Annotated in this window: 19 protein-coding genes; 13 read left to right on the top strand and 6 right to left on the bottom strand. The window is 67.3% G+C overall.

Annotation, left to right across the window (positions count from 1 at the left end; translation table 11 throughout):
- Positions 1-176 precede the first annotated feature (176 nt).
- The 4 genes from NOV86_RS11070 (at position 177) to NOV86_RS11055 (ending at position 2,292) form a co-directional block, all read left to right on the top strand.
- Positions 177-602, top strand: coding sequence for an EamA family transporter (locus NOV86_RS11070; RefSeq protein WP_267641450.1), 426 nt, complete (start codon positions 177-179; stop codon positions 600-602).
- Between the two features lie 84 nt (positions 603-686).
- Entirely contained in the window at positions 687-1,052 is a 366-nt protein-coding gene (locus NOV86_RS11065) for an Hsp20/alpha crystallin family protein (RefSeq protein ID WP_267641449.1), read from the top strand.
- A gap of 167 nt (positions 1,053-1,219) precedes the next feature.
- Entirely contained in the window at positions 1,220-1,657 is a 438-nt protein-coding gene (locus NOV86_RS11060; RefSeq protein ID WP_267641448.1) for a MaoC family dehydratase, read from the top strand.
- 137 nt (positions 1,658-1,794) lie between these two features.
- The gene (locus tag NOV86_RS11055) at positions 1,795-2,292 is read left to right on the top strand and encodes a DUF6069 family protein (RefSeq protein ID WP_267641447.1); all 498 of its coding nucleotides are present in this window, start codon (positions 1,795-1,797) and stop codon (positions 2,290-2,292) included.
- Between the two features lie 87 nt (positions 2,293-2,379).
- Here NOV86_RS11055 and NOV86_RS11050 read toward each other — a convergent pair whose 3' ends face one another.
- The gene (locus tag NOV86_RS11050; RefSeq protein ID WP_267641446.1) at positions 2,380-3,477 is read right to left on the bottom strand and encodes an aminopeptidase; all 1,098 of its coding nucleotides are present in this window, start codon (positions 3,475-3,477) and stop codon (positions 2,380-2,382) included.
- A gap of 376 nt (positions 3,478-3,853) precedes the next feature.
- On the opposite strand from NOV86_RS11050, the gene NOV86_RS11045 reads away from it, so the two are divergent.
- From NOV86_RS11045 to NOV86_RS11035, 3 genes are all read left to right on the top strand, one after another.
- A complete protein-coding gene (locus NOV86_RS11045) occupies positions 3,854-4,264 on the top strand; it encodes a GNAT family N-acetyltransferase (protein WP_267641445.1) in 411 nt (136 codons plus the stop codon).
- A gap of 72 nt (positions 4,265-4,336) precedes the next feature.
- Positions 4,337-5,353 carry a threonine aldolase family protein gene (locus NOV86_RS11040; protein ID WP_267641444.1) on the top strand — a complete coding sequence of 339 codons (1,017 nt, stop codon included), beginning with the start codon at positions 4,337-4,339 and terminating at the stop codon, positions 5,351-5,353.
- An 87-nt stretch (positions 5,354-5,440) separates the two neighbouring features.
- Positions 5,441-6,319: a VOC family protein gene (locus NOV86_RS11035; protein WP_267641443.1), complete on the top strand. Its 879-nt coding sequence runs from the start codon at positions 5,441-5,443 to the stop codon at positions 6,317-6,319.
- A gap of 21 nt (positions 6,320-6,340) precedes the next feature.
- Here NOV86_RS11035 and NOV86_RS11030 read toward each other — a convergent pair whose 3' ends face one another.
- A complete protein-coding gene (locus NOV86_RS11030; RefSeq protein ID WP_267641442.1) occupies positions 6,341-6,508 on the bottom strand; it encodes a DUF7859 family protein in 168 nt (55 codons plus the stop codon).
- A gap of 97 nt (positions 6,509-6,605) precedes the next feature.
- Between NOV86_RS11030 and NOV86_RS11025 the strand changes: the two genes are divergently transcribed.
- A complete protein-coding gene (locus NOV86_RS11025; RefSeq protein WP_267641440.1) occupies positions 6,606-7,298 on the top strand; it encodes an ArsR/SmtB family transcription factor in 693 nt (230 codons plus the stop codon).
- Positions 7,299-7,476: 178 nt separating this feature from the next.
- Here the strand turns inward: NOV86_RS11025 and NOV86_RS11020 are convergent, their stop codons facing one another.
- Positions 7,477-8,010 carry a metallophosphoesterase gene (locus tag NOV86_RS11020; protein ID WP_267641439.1) on the bottom strand — a complete coding sequence of 178 codons (534 nt, stop codon included), beginning with the start codon at positions 8,008-8,010 and terminating at the stop codon, positions 7,477-7,479.
- Between the two features lie 80 nt (positions 8,011-8,090).
- On the opposite strand from NOV86_RS11020, the gene NOV86_RS11015 reads away from it, so the two are divergent.
- The 3 genes from NOV86_RS11015 to NOV86_RS11005 all read left to right on the top strand — a co-directional run bounded on the left by NOV86_RS11015 (position 8,091) and on the right by NOV86_RS11005 (position 11,092).
- Positions 8,091-8,648 carry a hypothetical protein gene (locus tag NOV86_RS11015; RefSeq protein ID WP_267641438.1) on the top strand — a complete coding sequence of 186 codons (558 nt, stop codon included), beginning with the start codon at positions 8,091-8,093 and terminating at the stop codon, positions 8,646-8,648.
- Between the two features lie 38 nt (positions 8,649-8,686).
- Positions 8,687-9,646, top strand: coding sequence for a cation diffusion facilitator family transporter (locus NOV86_RS11010; RefSeq protein WP_267641437.1), 960 nt, complete (start codon positions 8,687-8,689; stop codon positions 9,644-9,646).
- 129 nt (positions 9,647-9,775) lie between these two features.
- Positions 9,776-11,092, top strand: coding sequence for a S8 family peptidase (locus NOV86_RS11005; protein WP_267641436.1), 1,317 nt, complete (start codon positions 9,776-9,778; stop codon positions 11,090-11,092).
- 13 nt (positions 11,093-11,105) lie between these two features.
- Here the strand turns inward: NOV86_RS11005 and NOV86_RS11000 are convergent, their stop codons facing one another.
- Entirely contained in the window at positions 11,106-11,285 is a 180-nt protein-coding gene (locus NOV86_RS11000) for a DUF8027 family protein (RefSeq protein WP_267641435.1), read from the bottom strand.
- Positions 11,286-11,393: 108 nt separating this feature from the next.
- On the opposite strand from NOV86_RS11000, the gene NOV86_RS10995 reads away from it, so the two are divergent.
- Positions 11,394-13,580, top strand: coding sequence for an ATP-dependent DNA helicase (locus NOV86_RS10995; RefSeq protein WP_267641434.1), 2,187 nt, complete (start codon positions 11,394-11,396; stop codon positions 13,578-13,580).
- 320 nt (positions 13,581-13,900) lie between these two features.
- Here NOV86_RS10995 and NOV86_RS10990 read toward each other — a convergent pair whose 3' ends face one another.
- Complete coding sequence (locus NOV86_RS10990) at positions 13,901-14,401, bottom strand: 2'-5' RNA ligase family protein (RefSeq protein ID WP_267641433.1); 501 nt, start codon at positions 14,399-14,401, stop codon at positions 13,901-13,903.
- A 43-nt stretch (positions 14,402-14,444) separates the two neighbouring features.
- Positions 14,445-14,639 carry a DUF7554 family protein gene (locus tag NOV86_RS10985; RefSeq protein WP_267641432.1) on the bottom strand — a complete coding sequence of 65 codons (195 nt, stop codon included), beginning with the start codon at positions 14,637-14,639 and terminating at the stop codon, positions 14,445-14,447.
- Between the two features lie 305 nt (positions 14,640-14,944).
- Here NOV86_RS10985 and NOV86_RS10980 point away from each other — a divergent pair, with 305 nt between their 5' ends.
- Positions 14,945-16,195: an argininosuccinate synthase gene (locus tag NOV86_RS10980; protein ID WP_267641431.1), complete on the top strand. Its 1,251-nt coding sequence runs from the start codon at positions 14,945-14,947 to the stop codon at positions 16,193-16,195.
- Position 16,196: the final 1 nt, after the last annotated feature.

The raw sequence follows: 16,196 nt of genomic DNA, 5'->3' as shown, positions 1-16,196 counted from the left end.
GTCGTGTCTCGATACCGGTGTTCGGTCCGTCATCAGCTGCGCCCTGTATCCAGCACGTCCCCACCGACATATCAGCGAATGAGGCTTCAACAGAGCCTCTCGCTTCCATCTGCCACCCGCTCCCGCACGCTTCCCACTTCGAAACCGTTAGCCATCCCGGACTCTGACCACCGTCAATGAGCTATCTCCTCTGGGCGATTCTGGCGCTGGTGGCGTACACGCTGGTCGCGCCACTGATGAGCATCGCGACGAACGGGCAGGCCTCCATCCCGAGCAACGTGGCGACCCTGCTCGGCAACGGGATACTGGTCGCCATCACGATGGGCGTGGTGACCTACACAGGCGAGAACCCGACGCAGTACCTCACGCACCCGAAGGCGGGGTTCGTCTACACGGCCGGGGCGTGTCTCGGCATCGGCATCCTCGCGTACTACAAGGCGCTCTCGCAGGGGCCGGTGAGCGTCGTCTCGCCCATCTTCGCGATGTTCCTCGTGACGAGTTCCATCGTCGGCATCCTCGTCCTCGACGAGCCCGCGTCGGCTCGGAAGCTCGCCGGCATCGCGCTCGCTGGCGTGTCGGTCTACCTCGTCTCGACCGGCTGAGAAGACCTTTGAATCGTTGATTCTTCAGGCGTAAAATTCGTTGTCGACCACGCCCAACATCCGACTGCATCGAGGTGATCAGCGATGGTGCTCCCGACCACGACAGCTGACACGTGGATGCAAGGTCTCGAACTGCCAAGCAAACTGTTCGGTGGTGAGCGTGACTACGAACTGTACGAGGAGGGCGACGCCTTCGTCCTCGGCGTCGAGATGCCGGGCTTCGAGCCCGACGAGATCGACGTCTCCTGGTACGAACACCAGCTCACCATCTCGGCCGAGCACGCAGACGAGCAGTTCGGCCGGAAGCGGACCTACCATCGGAGCTTCCGCTTCCCGAAGACCGTCGACGAGGACGGCATCGAAGCCCAGTACGAGAACGGCGTCCTGGAGGTGACGCTCCCCATCGAGGGTCGCGAGACGCAGGGCGTGACCATCGAGGTCGAGGGCTGATCACCGAGCCCTGCACCCGTCGGCCGCGGGCGGCCATCGCGGTCGGTCCGCCCGCACTGCAGCGTCGGTAGTCATCGCTCGCCAGTCCGTTATGCCAGTCGGTCGTTCTTCTTTCGCGTGTCGCCACCGACACCGAGACTTTAGTCGCGACGGCGTGACCGTCCCGCATGGAGTACTTCGAGGACATCTCGGTCGGTGATACCCGCGAATACGGCAGCTACGTCGTCGACGGCGAGGAGATAACCGACTTCGGCCAGCAGTACGACCCGCAGCCGTTCCACACCGACGCCGAGGCCGCCGCACAGTCCTTCTTCGGCGGCCTCGTCGCCAGCGGCTGGCACACCGGCGCGATGACGATGCGACTGCTCGTCGAGGGTATCTTCCCCGACACGGCCGCCCTCGGCGCGGTCGGCGTCGACGAGCTCCGGTGGCCCAACCCGACCCGCCCGGGCGACGAACTCCACGTCGAGACGGAGGTGCTGGAGAAGCAGGCGGACTACCGCCCCGGCGTCGGCCTCGTCCTGAGCCGCGTCGAGACGAAAGACGAAGGCGGCGAGGTGAAACAGTCCTTCGTCGGCCGGGTCATGTACGAGCAGCGCGAGTGACGGTGCCCCCGGTCCTGCCCTGACGTTCTCGCCCCGCGACAGCCCGAACGAGCGGTTCCGCTCCCCAGCCGACCGGAGAATCCCGTGAGACGAGGGTTCAGAACAGCGTTATCGTGCCAGCCACCGTACAGTGTGCCATGGGAACAACCACCGTTCGCGCGCCGACGCGGTCGGTCCAGCCGATCCGCGCCATCGCGGAGCGGGGGGCGACAGGTGCCGGCCTCGCCGTCATCGTCAACACCCTCCTGCTCGTCGTCGGACAGCGGTTCGTCGACATCCCTGTCGGGTTCGACCCGCTGAGCATCGGCTCCGTCGTCACGGCCTCTGCCGCCGGCGCAGTCGCCGCCACCGTCGTCTACGCCGTCCTCGACCGGCTCGTCACCGAGACGGACCGGCTCATGACCGGCATCGCCTCGTTCGTGCTGATACTGTCGCTGGTGCCGGTGTTCGTCGTCGCGCCGACGCTGGCCGAGGGCGTCGGGCCCGGCGTGCTCGTCCTGCTGGTGCTGATGCACGCCGTCGTCGCGGTCGCCAGCGTGGGGGCCCTCACCCACGGCGAGATGTTCGAGCGGGCTCGCGAGACAGCCGAGAGCGACCGGGCAGAAGAGGGCGAACGGCCAGAACAGGAGTCGTAACGGTCGAAACGAGGTTCTCGCTGCTGCTCGCGGCTCCGCCGCTCGCAGATAGGTGATTCTCGCTCGCTACGCTCGCTCCGAATCACCCTACTCCTCGAACCCGTCCTCGAACCTGAACGTCCCGTTGCGCTGCACCACGTCCCCGTCGACCTCGATGTACGAGTCCTCGCTCATGTCGACGATCATGTCCACGTGGACCGACGACTCGTTCTGCTCGTTGTCCTCGCCGACGGTGTCGCCGTAGGCACGCCCCACGGCCATGTGGACGGTGTCGCCCATCTTCTCGTCGAACAGCATGTTGTAGGTGAACTGGTCGATGTCGCGGTTCATCCCGATGCCGAGTTCACCGAGGCGCTTTGCGCCCTCGTCGGCCTCCAGCACGTTCTTCAGCACCTCCTCGTTCTTCTCGGCCTCGTACTCGACGACCTCGCCGCCCTCGAAGACGAGGCGGACGCCGGTGACCTCGCGGCCCTGGTGGTACAGCGGCTTGTCGAACAGCACCTCGCCCTCGACCGAATCGGGGACGGGGGCGGTGAACACCTCGCCGCCGGGGAGGTTGCGCTTGCCCGTGTCGTTCAGGGTCGTGTTGCCCTTCACGGACATCGTCACGTCGGTCGTCTCGCCGGAGACGATGCGGACCTCGTCGGCGGGGTCGAGGATCTCGACCATCTGCTGCTGGAACTCGCCCTGCTCGTCCCAGTCCTTGTTGACGGCGTCCCAGACGAAGTTCTCGTAGCCCTCGGTGCTCATCTCGGCGAGCTGGGCGTTGGCGGCGGCCGGGTACTGCGTGAGCACCCAGCGCTTCGAGAGGCGCTCGTCGAGCAGGGGGCGACGGGCCTTCTCGTACTCGGCGGTGACCTCGGGGTCCACGTCGGCCGTCTCGGTCATGTTCGCGCCGGCCCGGATGGCGATGTAGACGTCCATCTCCTCGAACAGGGCCATCTCGTGGCTCGGGAGGTCGAAGTCCTCGCCGTCGCTGTTGCGCAGGTACGCGCGCCGGAACCGTGTCCCGGTTCGCTGGCTGATGGCCAGCGGGTTCGCGTCCACGTCGGCGCACTCCTCGAACAGGGCGGTGACGAGGTCCTCGGCGACCGGGTGGGCGTCGATGACCACGTTGTCCCCCTCCTGGAGTTCGGCGGAGTGGCTGGCGACGATCTGGGCGTGTTCACGAACTCGTGGGTCCATGGTCCAGTATTCGGCCGAGTGATTGTAAACGGTTTTCGATGCGAAACACGGCGGGTCGAGGGGGCCAGAAGCCCAACAGCCGGGTGGCGCGCGCTGACGGCAGTCCCGAGCGGAGCGAGTGGCTGCCGTCAGCATCGTGCGAGGGGCGACCGGAGGGACGCGAAGCGTTCCGGAGGGAGTCGGCTGGGGAGGGTGTGGCTGCGGTGCTGTGGCGGTCATGGACGCTAGCGCGAGTCGGCTGCTCCGAACTGTACCGACAGCGGACTCGTCAGCCCGACGTGACAGCCGAAAACCACACCCGAAACCGACGCCACCCGACCAGCCCGACTCCCACACCACCGCCAACCTTCATCACGCCACCCCGGCAAGCCAGCCCATGCCCATCCGCGAACTCACCACCGAGGCCGAGCGACGCGAGGCCGTCCCCATCCTCCGCCAGCTCTGGGCCGACGAGCGCCCCAAAGATGTGCTCGACTGGACCGGTGCAGACGACTACCACCTGTTCGGGCAGTACGCCGACGAGGAACTGGTCGGGGTCGCCGGCGTGCTCGTCCGACAGGTCCTCCACCACGACCGCCACGCCTGGCTGTACGACCTCGTCGTCGACGAGGCCCACCGGGGCGCAGGGCACGGGCGTGCCCTCGTAAGGTTCGTCGAGGACTGGGCGCGCGAGCAGGACTGCGCACACGTCGCGCTCGCCTCGCCGCTGGCGAAGGAGGGCGTCCACGAGTACTACGAGGAGATGGACTACGAGCGCTGGGGATACGTCATCGAGAAGTCGCTCTGAGCGACCGCCCCGAACCGGCGAGCCGTGGCTGTACCACCGCCTATTTCTCCTCCGGAATCGAACCCGCGACACATGATCGACCTTCGAAGCGATACAGTCACGAAGCCCGACGAGGCCATGCGCGAGGCGGCGAAGACGGCCGAGGTGGGCGACGACGTCTACGGCGAGGACCCGACGGTGAACGAACTCGAGTCGCGAGCGGCCGACCTCGTCGGCAAGGAAGACGCTCTCTACGTCCCGACGGGCACGATGGGCAACCAGCTCGCGGCGCGCACCCACACCGAGCGCGGCCAGGAGATTCTGGTCGAGCGCGAGAGCCACATCTACAAGTGGGAACTCGGCGGGCTGGCCCAGCTCTCCTCGCTGCAGGTCCGCACCCTCGACGGCGGCGAGCGCGGCATCCCCACGCCGGAGCAGGTCCGCGAGGGCTACGTCGAGGAGGACGCCCACCGGCCCGGCACCGGCCTGCTGAGCCTCGAGAACACCCACAACTCGAAGGGCGGCGTCGCCATCGAGCCCGAGAAGATCGCGGCCGCGGCCGAGGCCGCTCACGACCTCGACATCCCAGTGCACCTCGACGGGGCGCGGGTGTGCAACGCCGCGGTGGCGCTGGACGTGCCGGTCCACGAGGTCACCGAGTCGGTCGACACCGTGATGTTCTGCCTCTCGAAGGGGCTGGGCGCGCCGGTCGGGTCCATCCTCGCCGGCCCCGAGGCGTTCATCGCGACGGCCCGCCGGAACCGGAAGTTGTTCGGCGGCGGCATGCGCCAGGTCGGCGTCGTCGCCGGCCCCGGCCTCGAAGCCCTCGGGAACGTCGAGCGCCTCGCCGAGGACCACGAGAACGCGAAAACGCTCGCCGCCGGCCTCGACGAGCTGCCGGGCCTCTCCGTGCCGGAGCCCGAGACGAACATCGTGCTGGTGGACACCAGCGCGGCCGACGTCGACGCCGACGGGTTCCTCACGGCCTGCGAGGAGACCGGCGTGATCGGCTCGAAGTTCGGCGAGGAGACGGTCCGCTTCTGTACCCACTGGGACGTCGATGCCGAAGACATGGAGACGACCGTCGACCGCGTCGCCTCCGTACTGTAAGCCGACTTCCGGACTCTGCAGAGAGCGTGTGCGCCCGGCGCACCACCGCCCGCAACCTGTTTCTACCGCGGTTCCGTCGATACTCGTGTGACAGATACCGCCGCGGACACGACCGCCAGCCTGCCCGACGGGACCCACCTCGACCGGGTCGCCCTGCGCGTCGGCTCGCTCGACGCGACCGTCCCGTTCTACCGCGACGTGGTCGGCCTCGCCGTCGACCGGGACGACCAGGCCGGGGAGGCCCGCCTCCTGGCCGCCGACGGCGCGGCACTCGTGGTGCTCATCGAGGACCCCGACGCGCCCGCCCGACCCGCCGACGCGGCCGGGCTGTTCCACCTCGCGGTCCGAGTCCCCGACCGCCCCGCGCTGGCCGGGGCACTGGCGCGCGTCCGGGACCATGGCACCCTGACGGGCGCGTCCGACCACCTCGTCAGCGAGGCGCTGTACCTCCGCGACCCGGAGGGCAACGGCGTCGAGATATACCGCGACAGGCCGCGCGAGGAGTGGGCCGAGACGGCCGACGGCCAGCGCGACATCCGGACCCTGCCGCTTGACCTCGACGACCTGGCGGGGGCCCGGGAGTCGGGGAGCGAAACGCCCGCCCGCGTCCCGGCCGGGACCGACGTGGGACACGTCCACCTGGAGGTCGCAGACCTCGCCCGCGCCACCGACTTCTACGTCGACGGCGTCGGCTTCGCGCTGGAGAACGACGGCTACGACGGCGCGGCATTCGTCGCGGCCGGCGGGTACCACCACCACCTCGGGCTGAACAGCTGGAACGGGCGAAGCGCGCCCGCGGGCGAGGACCGCGGGCTGGCCTGGTACGAACTCGTCGTCCCCGACGAGGCCGCGCTGGCGGCGCTTCGCGACCGGCTCGCGGCGCGGGACCAGTCGGTCGAGACCGTCGGCGACGAACTCCGGTTCGACGATCCCGACGGTATCGCGGTCAGAGCACGCGTCGCGTAGTATCGGGCAGAGGCGGCGGTTCTAGCGTTTCTTGCCCGAGCCCTTGTCCATGCCCTCGCGGAAACTGAGCATGGTCTTGCGGAACATCAGGTAGAAGAAGAAGATGAGCGCGAGCAGGAACCCGACGACGAGAAGGGTGAACGGGTCCTCGAGGAGCCCGCCGAGCTGGGCCGGAAGCGGTGTCTGCATACGCGAAGGTTCTGTAGCCCGCCGTTTATGCGTTTCGCCGGGTGACCTGCTGGAACATATACAAACCTTCATGCCAAACGATGACTAGGCGTACTGTATGGCCGACCTGTTGCCCTCCACTCCGGACACGTCGGCGGCTGACGACGCAGAACCACGTGTCATCGGCCTCGACAGTGACGACGCCGACGACCTCATCGGGGCGTTATCGTCGTCGACCGCTCGCAAACTCCTGACGGCACTGCACGACGAGCCAGCGACCCCGTCACAGCTCGCCGACACCGTCGACACCTCCCTCCAGAACACACAGTACCACCTGGAGAAACTCGAGGACGCGGACATCATCGAGGTGGTCGACACGGCCTACTCGGCGAAGGGCCGCGAGATGAAGGTGTACGCGCCCTCGAACCAGCCACTCGTGGTGTTCGCCGGCTCCGAGGAGAACTCGACGGGCCTGAAGGCCGCGCTCTCCCGCCTCCTCGGCGCGTTCGGGCTGCTCGCAATCGGTGCCGCCGCCGTCCAGGAGTTCCTCGGCGACGGCCTCGCCGCCTTCTTCGGCGGCGGTCGCGGCCCGACCGGCTCGCCCGCCCCGGGCCCGAGCACACAGCCCGTCGCCGGCAACGCGAACAACACGACCAACGCGACGACGACGGCCGTCGAGACGACCACACAGGCCGCCAGCACGGCCGCCGACACCGCCGCAGCCGCCGTCTCGCCCGGCCTGGCGTTCTTCCTGGGTGGGGCCATCGTCCTCGTCGCCGGGTTCGCCTACTGGTACACCGAGAACCAGTAGTCGCGCGAGGGCTCGTTTCCACGCCTCGTAGGTAAAATACACGTTTGAGCCTACGGTATCTATTTTGAGTGGTACCCTGTACGTACAGGTGCACCCCGGGACTTCGGCCCTCCACCCGTCATGACACAGCCGCCCGGGGTTGGGGTGTCGTGCCCGTCACGCGCCGCCCTCCCCGCTTTCACTGCTGCCCCTCACGCGCGCCATCCGCCGGGACCGCGAACCGTTCGAAGACGGTCCCGTCGGGCTGTACCAACCTGCCAGCGAGCCCCTGGTCCGTCGCCTCGAGTTCGGCATGAGCCGGCCGGTTCCCTCGCGGCTGGGCGTGGCTCCCCGGGTTGAGCAGGCAGACGTCCTGCGTCTCGAGGAACCGCGGGCGATGCGTGTGCCCCGAGACGACGAGGTCGGCCCCCCGCTCGCGGCCGAACATCCGCAGTCCGAGGTCGCCGCCGTCGCGCCGGTGCGTCACCGCGACCGTGACGCCCTCGTACTCCAGCACCCGGGCGCCCGGGAGTCGCTCTCGTACCTCCTCGTTGTCGGCGTTCCCGTGGACGGCGAGCAGCCGGTCGGCCGCCTCGGTGAACGCGTCCAGTACTGTCGTCGTGGTGAAATCTCCGGCGTGGACCACGAGGTCGGCTTCCCGGACCGCCTCCAGTGTCCGTCCAGAGAGGGCGTGACCGGACCGGGCGTGCGAATCAGAGCAGATGACGAGCATGGCGAGTCCTACGACCGCAGGGGTGACGTGATTTTCGTCGGACAAAAACGGATTTGGGCCCACCCCCAGTATGTGCACACATGTCGAAAGAGCGCGAGCGCCAGGAACAACCCCGGGCCGTCGCCGACGCGGTCGTCCTCACCGTGTTCGACGACGCCGCCCCACGGACCGCCACCGAGGTCGCCGCCGAGACGGACATCGGACCCGAGGCCGCCGCCGACATCCTCGACGGCCTCGCCGAGGCCGGCGACCTCCGGGCGAAGGAGCTGACCGACGGTGAGGCGACGCTGACGGCCTACTACACGCCGGCGTCGCTCCACGGGACGGCCAGCAGCGCGGACCCCGAGACGGCCCGCGAGGACGCCGTCGAGGAGGCCGTCGCGGAGATGGACGTCCCCGGCGTGAGCGAGATGATGATCGACTGGCGGCGCGACGCGATACAGGCGGCGTGGGACCACCTCGCCGACGAGGGCACCGTCACCGACCGCGAGTTCAAACACGAGGTGTTCCCCAAGTACCGCGCCGGCTACGACGACGCCGAGGCGTGGTGGTCGTTCGTGCGCCCGCGACTCCCCCGGCTCCCCGGCGTGAGCGGCCCCGGCGAGGACGGTAGCACCTGGGAGTACCTGCCTGCGTAGCGGAAACGCTTTTTTGCTGGACCTCGCGCGCCTACCTAATGGCCTCAAGCAAGTCCGTCGTCATCGCGGCGCTCATCGCCAACGGCGCCATCGCGATACTGAAGTTCATCGGGTTCACCCTGACGGGGAGCCCGGCGATGCTCTCCGAGACGTACCACTCCATCTCCGACACCGGGAACCAGGTGTTCCTCCTCTTCGGCATCCGGTACTCCGGGAAGGAGGCGACGCGAAGCCACCCCTTCGGGTACGGGAAGGCGCAGTTCTTCTACGCGTTCCTCGTCAGCGTGCTCCTGTTCGGTATCGCCGGGTGGGAGTCCGCCAAGCACGGCTACCACGCTATCCTCCACCCGAAGCCGCCCAGCCTCGGGATGGTCACCCTCGCCGGCTACGAGTTCCCCGGCATCTGGGTGAGCTACGCGGTCCTCATCGGCGCCATCGTCTTCGAGACGTACGCCCTGGCGAAGGCGTACAAGGCGATGAAGCTCCAGATCGAGAAGCACGAGTGGTCGGGCTTTCGCGAGGCGTTCCGCAAGACCAGTGACGTGACGACGCTGACCGCCCTGACCGAGGACGCCATCGCCCTGGCGGGTGCCGCCATCGCGCTCGTCGGCATCTACCTCTCGCGGGTCACCGGCAACGGCATCTACGACGCCGTCTCCGCGTTCCTCATCGGCCTCATGCTGATGGGCTTCGCCATCGCGCTGGCCTGGGAGAACAAGCGCCTGCTGCTCGGCGAGTCCCTCCCCGAGGACGCCGAGAGCCCGCTCCGTGACATCGTCCGCGACTACACCGGCGTCACGAAGGTCGAGGACTTCCGGACGGTCTACTTCGGCCCCGGCCGCGCCATCGTCACCGCCGACGTGGCCTTCGACCCCGAGATGGACACCGAAGCCATCGACGACACCATCACGGCCATCGAGAAGGAACTCCAGTCACACGACGGCCAGATCAAGAAGGTCTACATCGAGCCCGAGGTCAGGGGTTCCCCCGCGGTGTAACACGGCGGCCGGGCACGAGCGTAGCCGCCTTCGGGTATAGGTATTCCATTCGTACCCCCGATATAGGACGGTCTTACCCCCAGAGAACGAGTGATTAGCTTAGTGGGCACCCTGCATCGGTGCGGGGTGATGACTCGTTACAACCGACGTGAATTTCTGACAGTCAGTGGAGCAGTGCTCGGTGGCATCGCCGCAGGCGGCACGGTCACAGCGCGTGAATCCGCGACGCGCTACCTCGTCGACCTGAAGCCGAACGCGCGACTGGGGACGGTGAACGTGGTACACGACCTTTCACAGGTCGGGCTCGCGGTCGTGGAGGGCCGCGAGCGCGACGTTCGCCGGCTCGGGACGTACGCGCCCGACATCGAACTGGAACTGGCGAAGCCGGCTGCTGAGTACGTCGGCCCTGCGGCAGTCGCGGGCTACGACGACCCGTTGTACGGGCTCCAGTGGGACAAGCAGGCGATGGGAATGTCCGACGTTCACGCGATGTGCACGGGTACGAAAGCGCGTGTCACTATCATTGACTCGGGTATCGACGCGACCCACAAAGACCTCGAGGTGAACACGACGCTCTCGAAGAACTTCACCGACGACGACTACGGGGCTGGAAACCCGGCAGGTGGCTACCACGGGACTCACGTCGCCGGCATCGCGGCCGCCACGGCGAACAACAGCGAGGGCGTCGTCGGTGTCGCTCCCGAGGCAGAACTCGTCGACTGCCGCGTGTTCTCCCCGGAGGCGCTGGCGAGCTTCGCCGATATCCTCGCCGCGATCGCCCACGCGACCGAAATCGAGAGCGACGTAGCGAACCTCAGCCTCGGCGCCTACCCGGTGCCCCGACAGGCCCTCGGCCAGTTCTACGGGAAAGCGCTCAACCGCGTGATGACCTGGGCGAACAGCATGGGCACGCTCCTCGTTATCTCGGCCGGGAACGACGCAGCAAACCTTCAGCACGACAAGAACCTCATCAGTCTCCCGAACGAGGGTGCTCAGGCCCTCTCGGTGGCCGCAACCGGACCCATCGGGTTCGGCTGGGGAGACGAGGGAATGGAAGCGCCCGCACACTCCCCGTCGTTCTACACCAACTACGGCACCAACGCAATCACGCTGGCAGCACCCGGTGGTGACGCGGACCTCTCTGCCATCGGGACTGGCGTTCCCTGGCACCTCGACCTCGTGCTCAGCACCGTCTCTGAGCCTGTCTTCGACGACGATGGGAACTACCTCAATTCGAGCACCGGCTACGGCTGGGCCGCAGGCACCTCAATGGCCGCCCCGCAGGTCGCGGGTGCGGTCGCGCTCCTCAAGAGCGCAGAGCCGACACTCAACGCGAACCAGGTCGAGAGCATCCTCAAACGCTCGGCGTCCGTGCCGGACGGGTACGACAAGACGTACTACGGCGCAGGGTTCCTGAACCCGTACGCGGCGCTCGAATCGCTCTGAAACGGCGGGAGAATCAGTCGTCGTCGGCAAGCAACTGTTCTATCTTCTCGTCCGAGAGGACGTCCAGCAGGCTCTCCCCCTCCTCGAGCCGTCGGCGGTCCTCGTCGGTGAGTATCTCCTCCAGTTTCTTCTCCTCGATGCGCTCGCGCAGGTCGTCGTCGAGGTCGTCGAGGTCGTATCCTGGGACAGGCATGACAGGGACAACTATGGTACATGCTACCTTATCACTACACCCGAATTCATCAAGGTCGAAGGCACCCGCGGCCGAACCCTTTTGACCCAGAACGGGCAATCACACGGTGTGTCCGAGGTCAACGCGTATCTCCGCTTCTTCCCCTACGACGAGCCCTACGAGAACCAGGGCGAGGCGATGGATCGCATCCACACCTCGCTCGAACGGGGCCAGGACGTGCTGTTCGAGGGGGCCTGCGGGACGGGGAAGACGCTGTCGGCGCTGGTGCCGGCGCTGGAGTACGCACGCGAGACGGAGAAGACGGTCGTCATCACGACCGACGTCCACCAGCAGATGCGCCAGTTCGTCCAGGAGGCGCGCGCCATCACGAAACACGAGCCCATCCGCGCCGTGGTGTTCAAGGGCAAGGCCTCGATGTGTCACATCGACGTGGGCTACGAGGAGTGCCAGGTGCTGCGGGACAACACCCGGGAACTGGTCGACGCGCGCATGGAGGCGGCCCAGCTCCGCGACCGCGAGCGCGAACTCCTCTCGGCGGCCCAGGAGGGCGAGGAGAAGGCGGTCGAGGCCCGCGAGGCGGTCGTGGACGAACTCGAGTCGGTGAGCGACCGCGCGCAGGCCATCAGCGAGGAGAAGAACGTCTGTGACCACTACCGGAACAACCTGACCGGGAACACCGACGAGTTCTACCAGTGGCTGTTCGACGACGTGCGCACGCCCGACGACGTGTACGAGTACGCACACGAGCGCACGATGTGCGGGTACGAGTTGCTCAAGGAGAGCATGGAGGGCATCGACCTCGTGGTGGCGAACTACCACCACCTGCTCGACCCGATGATCCGCGAGCAGTTCTTCCGGTGGCTCGGGCGCGACCCCGAGGACGTCATCACGGTGTTCGACGAGGCGCACAACGTCGAGGGGGCGGCCCGGGACCACGCGACCCGCACCCTCACCGAGCAGACGCTCGACCAGGCGCTGGAGGAACTCGACGAGAGCGAGGACGCGCGGGCCGAGCGCGCCGAGACCGTCCTCCGAGCGTACCGCGACGCGCTCGTCGATATCTACGAGGACTCGTTCTCCTTCGGCGAGCGCGAGCAGGTCGGCGACGACTGGGAGGACGTGGCGGTCGCCAGCGACTCCGGCCGGGACGACCTGACGATGGCGTTCCTCCAGGAGCACTACGACGGGCTGGACTACAAGGCCGACCTGGAGGCGGCGGTGATGCTCGGCAAGGAACTCGACGACCAGTACGAGGAGGCGTACAAGAACGGCGAGGCGACCACCCGCCAGGAGTGCCAGACCCTGCAGGCCGCGGCCTTCGTCGGCGCGTGGATGCGCGAGGGTACCGACGAAGGGTTACACCCGGTCGCCTCGGTCCGGCGCGACCAGGGCACCGACGAGGTCTATGGAAGAGCAGAACTCTACACCTGCATCCCGCAGGAGGTCACGAAGGAGCTGTTCGAGGAGGTCCACGCGACCGTCCTGATGAGCGCGACGCTGCGCCCCTTCCACGTCACCGAGGACGTGCTCGGCCTCACGAACCCGGTGAACATGGCCTACGGGCTCCAGTTCCCGTCGGAGCGCCGCCGGACCTACGCGGTCTCGACGCCGGCGCTGTTCGCCAGTGCCCGCGACGACCCCGCGGTCCAGCAGGAGGTCGGCGAGACCCTGCACGACGTGGCCCGGTTCACCCCCGGCAACACGCTCGTGTTCACCCCGAACTACTCCGAGGCCGCCCGGTACGCCGAACGCCTGCGACAGGAGGGTCACCAGAACGTCTACCTCGACAAGGCCGGCGTCAGCGCGGACCAGCTCCGCGAGGACTTCACGGCCGACGACGACGCCGTCCTGCTCACGTCGCTGTGGGGCACCCTCGCCGAGGGCGTGAGCTTCGACGGCGACGACGCCCGCACCGTGGCCGTCCTCGGCGTCCCCTACCCACATCTCGACGATAGAGCAGAGGCGGTCCAGCAGGCGTACGGGAAGGCGTTCGGCCGGCCCAGCGACAAGGACCCCGGCTGGAAGTACGCGGTCGAGATTCCGACGATCCGGAAGACGAGACAGGCGCTCGGGCGGGTCATCCGGTCGCCCGACGACTTCGGCGTCCGGGTGCTGCTGGACGAGCGATACACGGCCAGAAGCAAGGGCGAGATGGGCAAGTACAGCGTGCGGGACACCTTCCCGGCCGAGGAGCGCGACGAGATGCTCGACATCAAGCCCGAGAAGTTGAAGTTCGCGATGATGAACTTCTATCAGGACATGGAGGCGTACGACGGGGCGCCGCCGCAGCCGTGAACGCGCTCCTGCATTTCCGATTTTGGTCCAGCTTTTGCAAACGAGCCGACAGGCGAGTGCGACAAAAGGTGGATGGACGTGTACGACGGGGCGCCGCCGCAGCCGTGAGAATCGAGAGACGGTACTGAGGCTGTTCGTGTCGACGAGTAGACCACTTGCGCTAGCGTCCATGACCGCACAGCACCACACCACACCACACCCTCCCCAGCCGACTCCCTTCGTTTCACTTCGGTCGTCCCTCGCGCGCCCTCACCTCGTGGCTTCGCTATCGCTCAGCACACTCGAAAGCGCACGCCACTCGATTCGTGAAAATTCGCGACTCACGCCGGCAGGCTGACCCGGCCCGCAACCTCCCGGTACCGCGAGTCGAAGAACTCCAGCTGGGTGACGGTCCACGTCACCGGCTCGATGTCCTGCTCCAGCAGCCGGTCGGCGGCCGACTGCGGGGCGTCCCGGGCGATGGTGACGTGCGGGACGTAGTCCTCGCCCTCCAGCCCGCCGATGGCGCCGAACTCGTCGACCAGACGCTCGTGGAGCTGCTGGAGCCCGGGGCTCTCGACCTCGAAGTAGACGACGGGCGCGGTGCCCTTCGTGGGCTGCTCGAAGCAGCCCAGCCCGGTCACCTGCACCTCGAAGGCGGGTTGCCCGCGCAGGGCCCGGCGGACCTCGTGCTCGCGCACCGCGAAGTGCTCTGGGTCACCGATGCGCTTGGCGAGGAGCGTGTAGTCCTCCCGGACGCGGTCGAACTCGGTGAGGAGGGGATGGAGGTCGCTGGCGAGGCGGGCGACCGACCCGGGGACCGGGACGTTGACGCTGTACACGGTCGAAGTCGGCCGGCGAGCGAAAAGAGCGTGACGGTCCGGCTCAGAGGTTGTCGGTCAGCCAGAGCACGATGAGGGCGATGATGGCGAGCCCGAGCAGCGGCCGGAACGGCCCCAGCAGTGCGCCGAAGATGCCCAGTATCTCGCCCACGACCTCCAGCCCGATCCAGATGACCACCAGTACGAGGACGATGCGAAGCAGCGACTCCACATCGAGGTCGGCTCGGTTGTCGAACATACGCTATCGTGGGGGTCGGCTGGACATAAAACCAGTTCCAAACCGATAATGTGCGTGTCATTCTCACACCTGTAACTTTTGCTGCCCCGCAAGGTTTTAATAGCAACATGATTCTAACTCTGGGTACGATGAAGCAACACCGCAGTCACCTCGCGCACTCGTTCTCCGCGAGCGGTGTTGCTGTCCGACGACCGCGACGACGACCGGCCCGTTAGGGCCTACTACATTCTCACCATCGCGGCGCACAGTTTGCAACTACACACGGACGGCGGACGGTAGTCCGTCGGTCACAACACGGACACGGAATGACACAGCACACATCGGACACCACGACGGAATCGAACCAGAAGGTAGCACTCGCGTTCTCGGGCGGCCTCGACACCACGGTCTGCGTCCCGCTCCTCAAAGAGGAGTACGGGTACGACGAGGTCATCGGCGTCACGGTCGACGTCGGCCAGCCGGAAGCGGAGTTCGCCGAGGCGGAGGAGACCGCCGAGGCGCTCGGCCTCGAACACTACGTCGTCGACGCCAAGGACGAGTTCGCGGCACTCTGTCTCGACTCGGTGAAGGCGAACGCGACCTACCAGGGCTACCCCCTGGGGACGGCGATGGCCCGCCCGGTCATCGCGAAGGCCATCCTCGAAGTCGCGGAAGAACAGGGCTGCACCGGCATCGCCCACGGCTGCACGGGCAAGGGCAACGACCAGCTGCGTTTCGAGGCGGTCTGGCGTGACTCCTCGCTGGAGGTCATCGCGCCGGTCCGCGAACTCGGCCTGACCCGCAAGTGGGAGAAGGAGTACGCCGACGAGAAGGGCCTCCCCGTCGAGGGCGGCAACGAGGGCGACTGGTCCATCGACACGAACCTCTGGAGCCGCTCGGTCGAGGGCAAGAACCTCGAGGACCCGAGCTACGTCCCGCCGGAGGACATCTACGAGTGGACCGACGCCCCGACGGGCGAGACGACCACCATCGACATCACGTTCGAGAACGGCTACCCGGTCGCCGTCGACGGCGAGTCCTACGAGCCGGTCGAACTCATCGAGTACCTGAACGAGTTCGCGGGCGCGTACGGCGTCGGCCGCACCGACATGATGGAGGACCGCATGCTCGGCCTGAAGGTACGCGAGAACTACGAGCACCCGGCCGCGACGGTCCTGCTCGAGGCTCACGAGGGCCTCGAACAGCTCGTGTTCACGAAGGAGGAGCGCGACTTCAAGCCCCAGGTCGAGAACCAGTGGGCCCAGAAGGCCTACGAGGGCCTCGTCGACGCGCCCCTCATGCAGAGCCTGAACGCGTACATCGACCAGAGCCAGACGAAGGTCACCGGGAAGGTGACCGTCAAGCTCCAGGGCGGGATGGTCCGCGTGGTCTCCCGCGAGTCCGAGTTCGCGGTCTACTCCGAGTCCGCGGCCTCGTTCAACACGGAGACGGTCGACGGCATCGAACAGGAGGACGCGACGGGCGTGGCGAAGTACCACGGCTTCCAGTCGCGCCTCGCGAACTCGGTGGCGAAGCAGGCCGAGGCAGACGACGTCGAACTCCCCGCAGACGACTGAG

Source organism: Haloarchaeobius amylolyticus (assembly GCF_026616195.1).
In the GTDB taxonomy this organism is placed as follows: domain Archaea; phylum Halobacteriota; class Halobacteria; order Halobacteriales; family Natrialbaceae; genus Haloarchaeobius; species Haloarchaeobius amylolyticus.
This window is presented reverse-complemented; position numbering and strand designations above follow the sequence as displayed.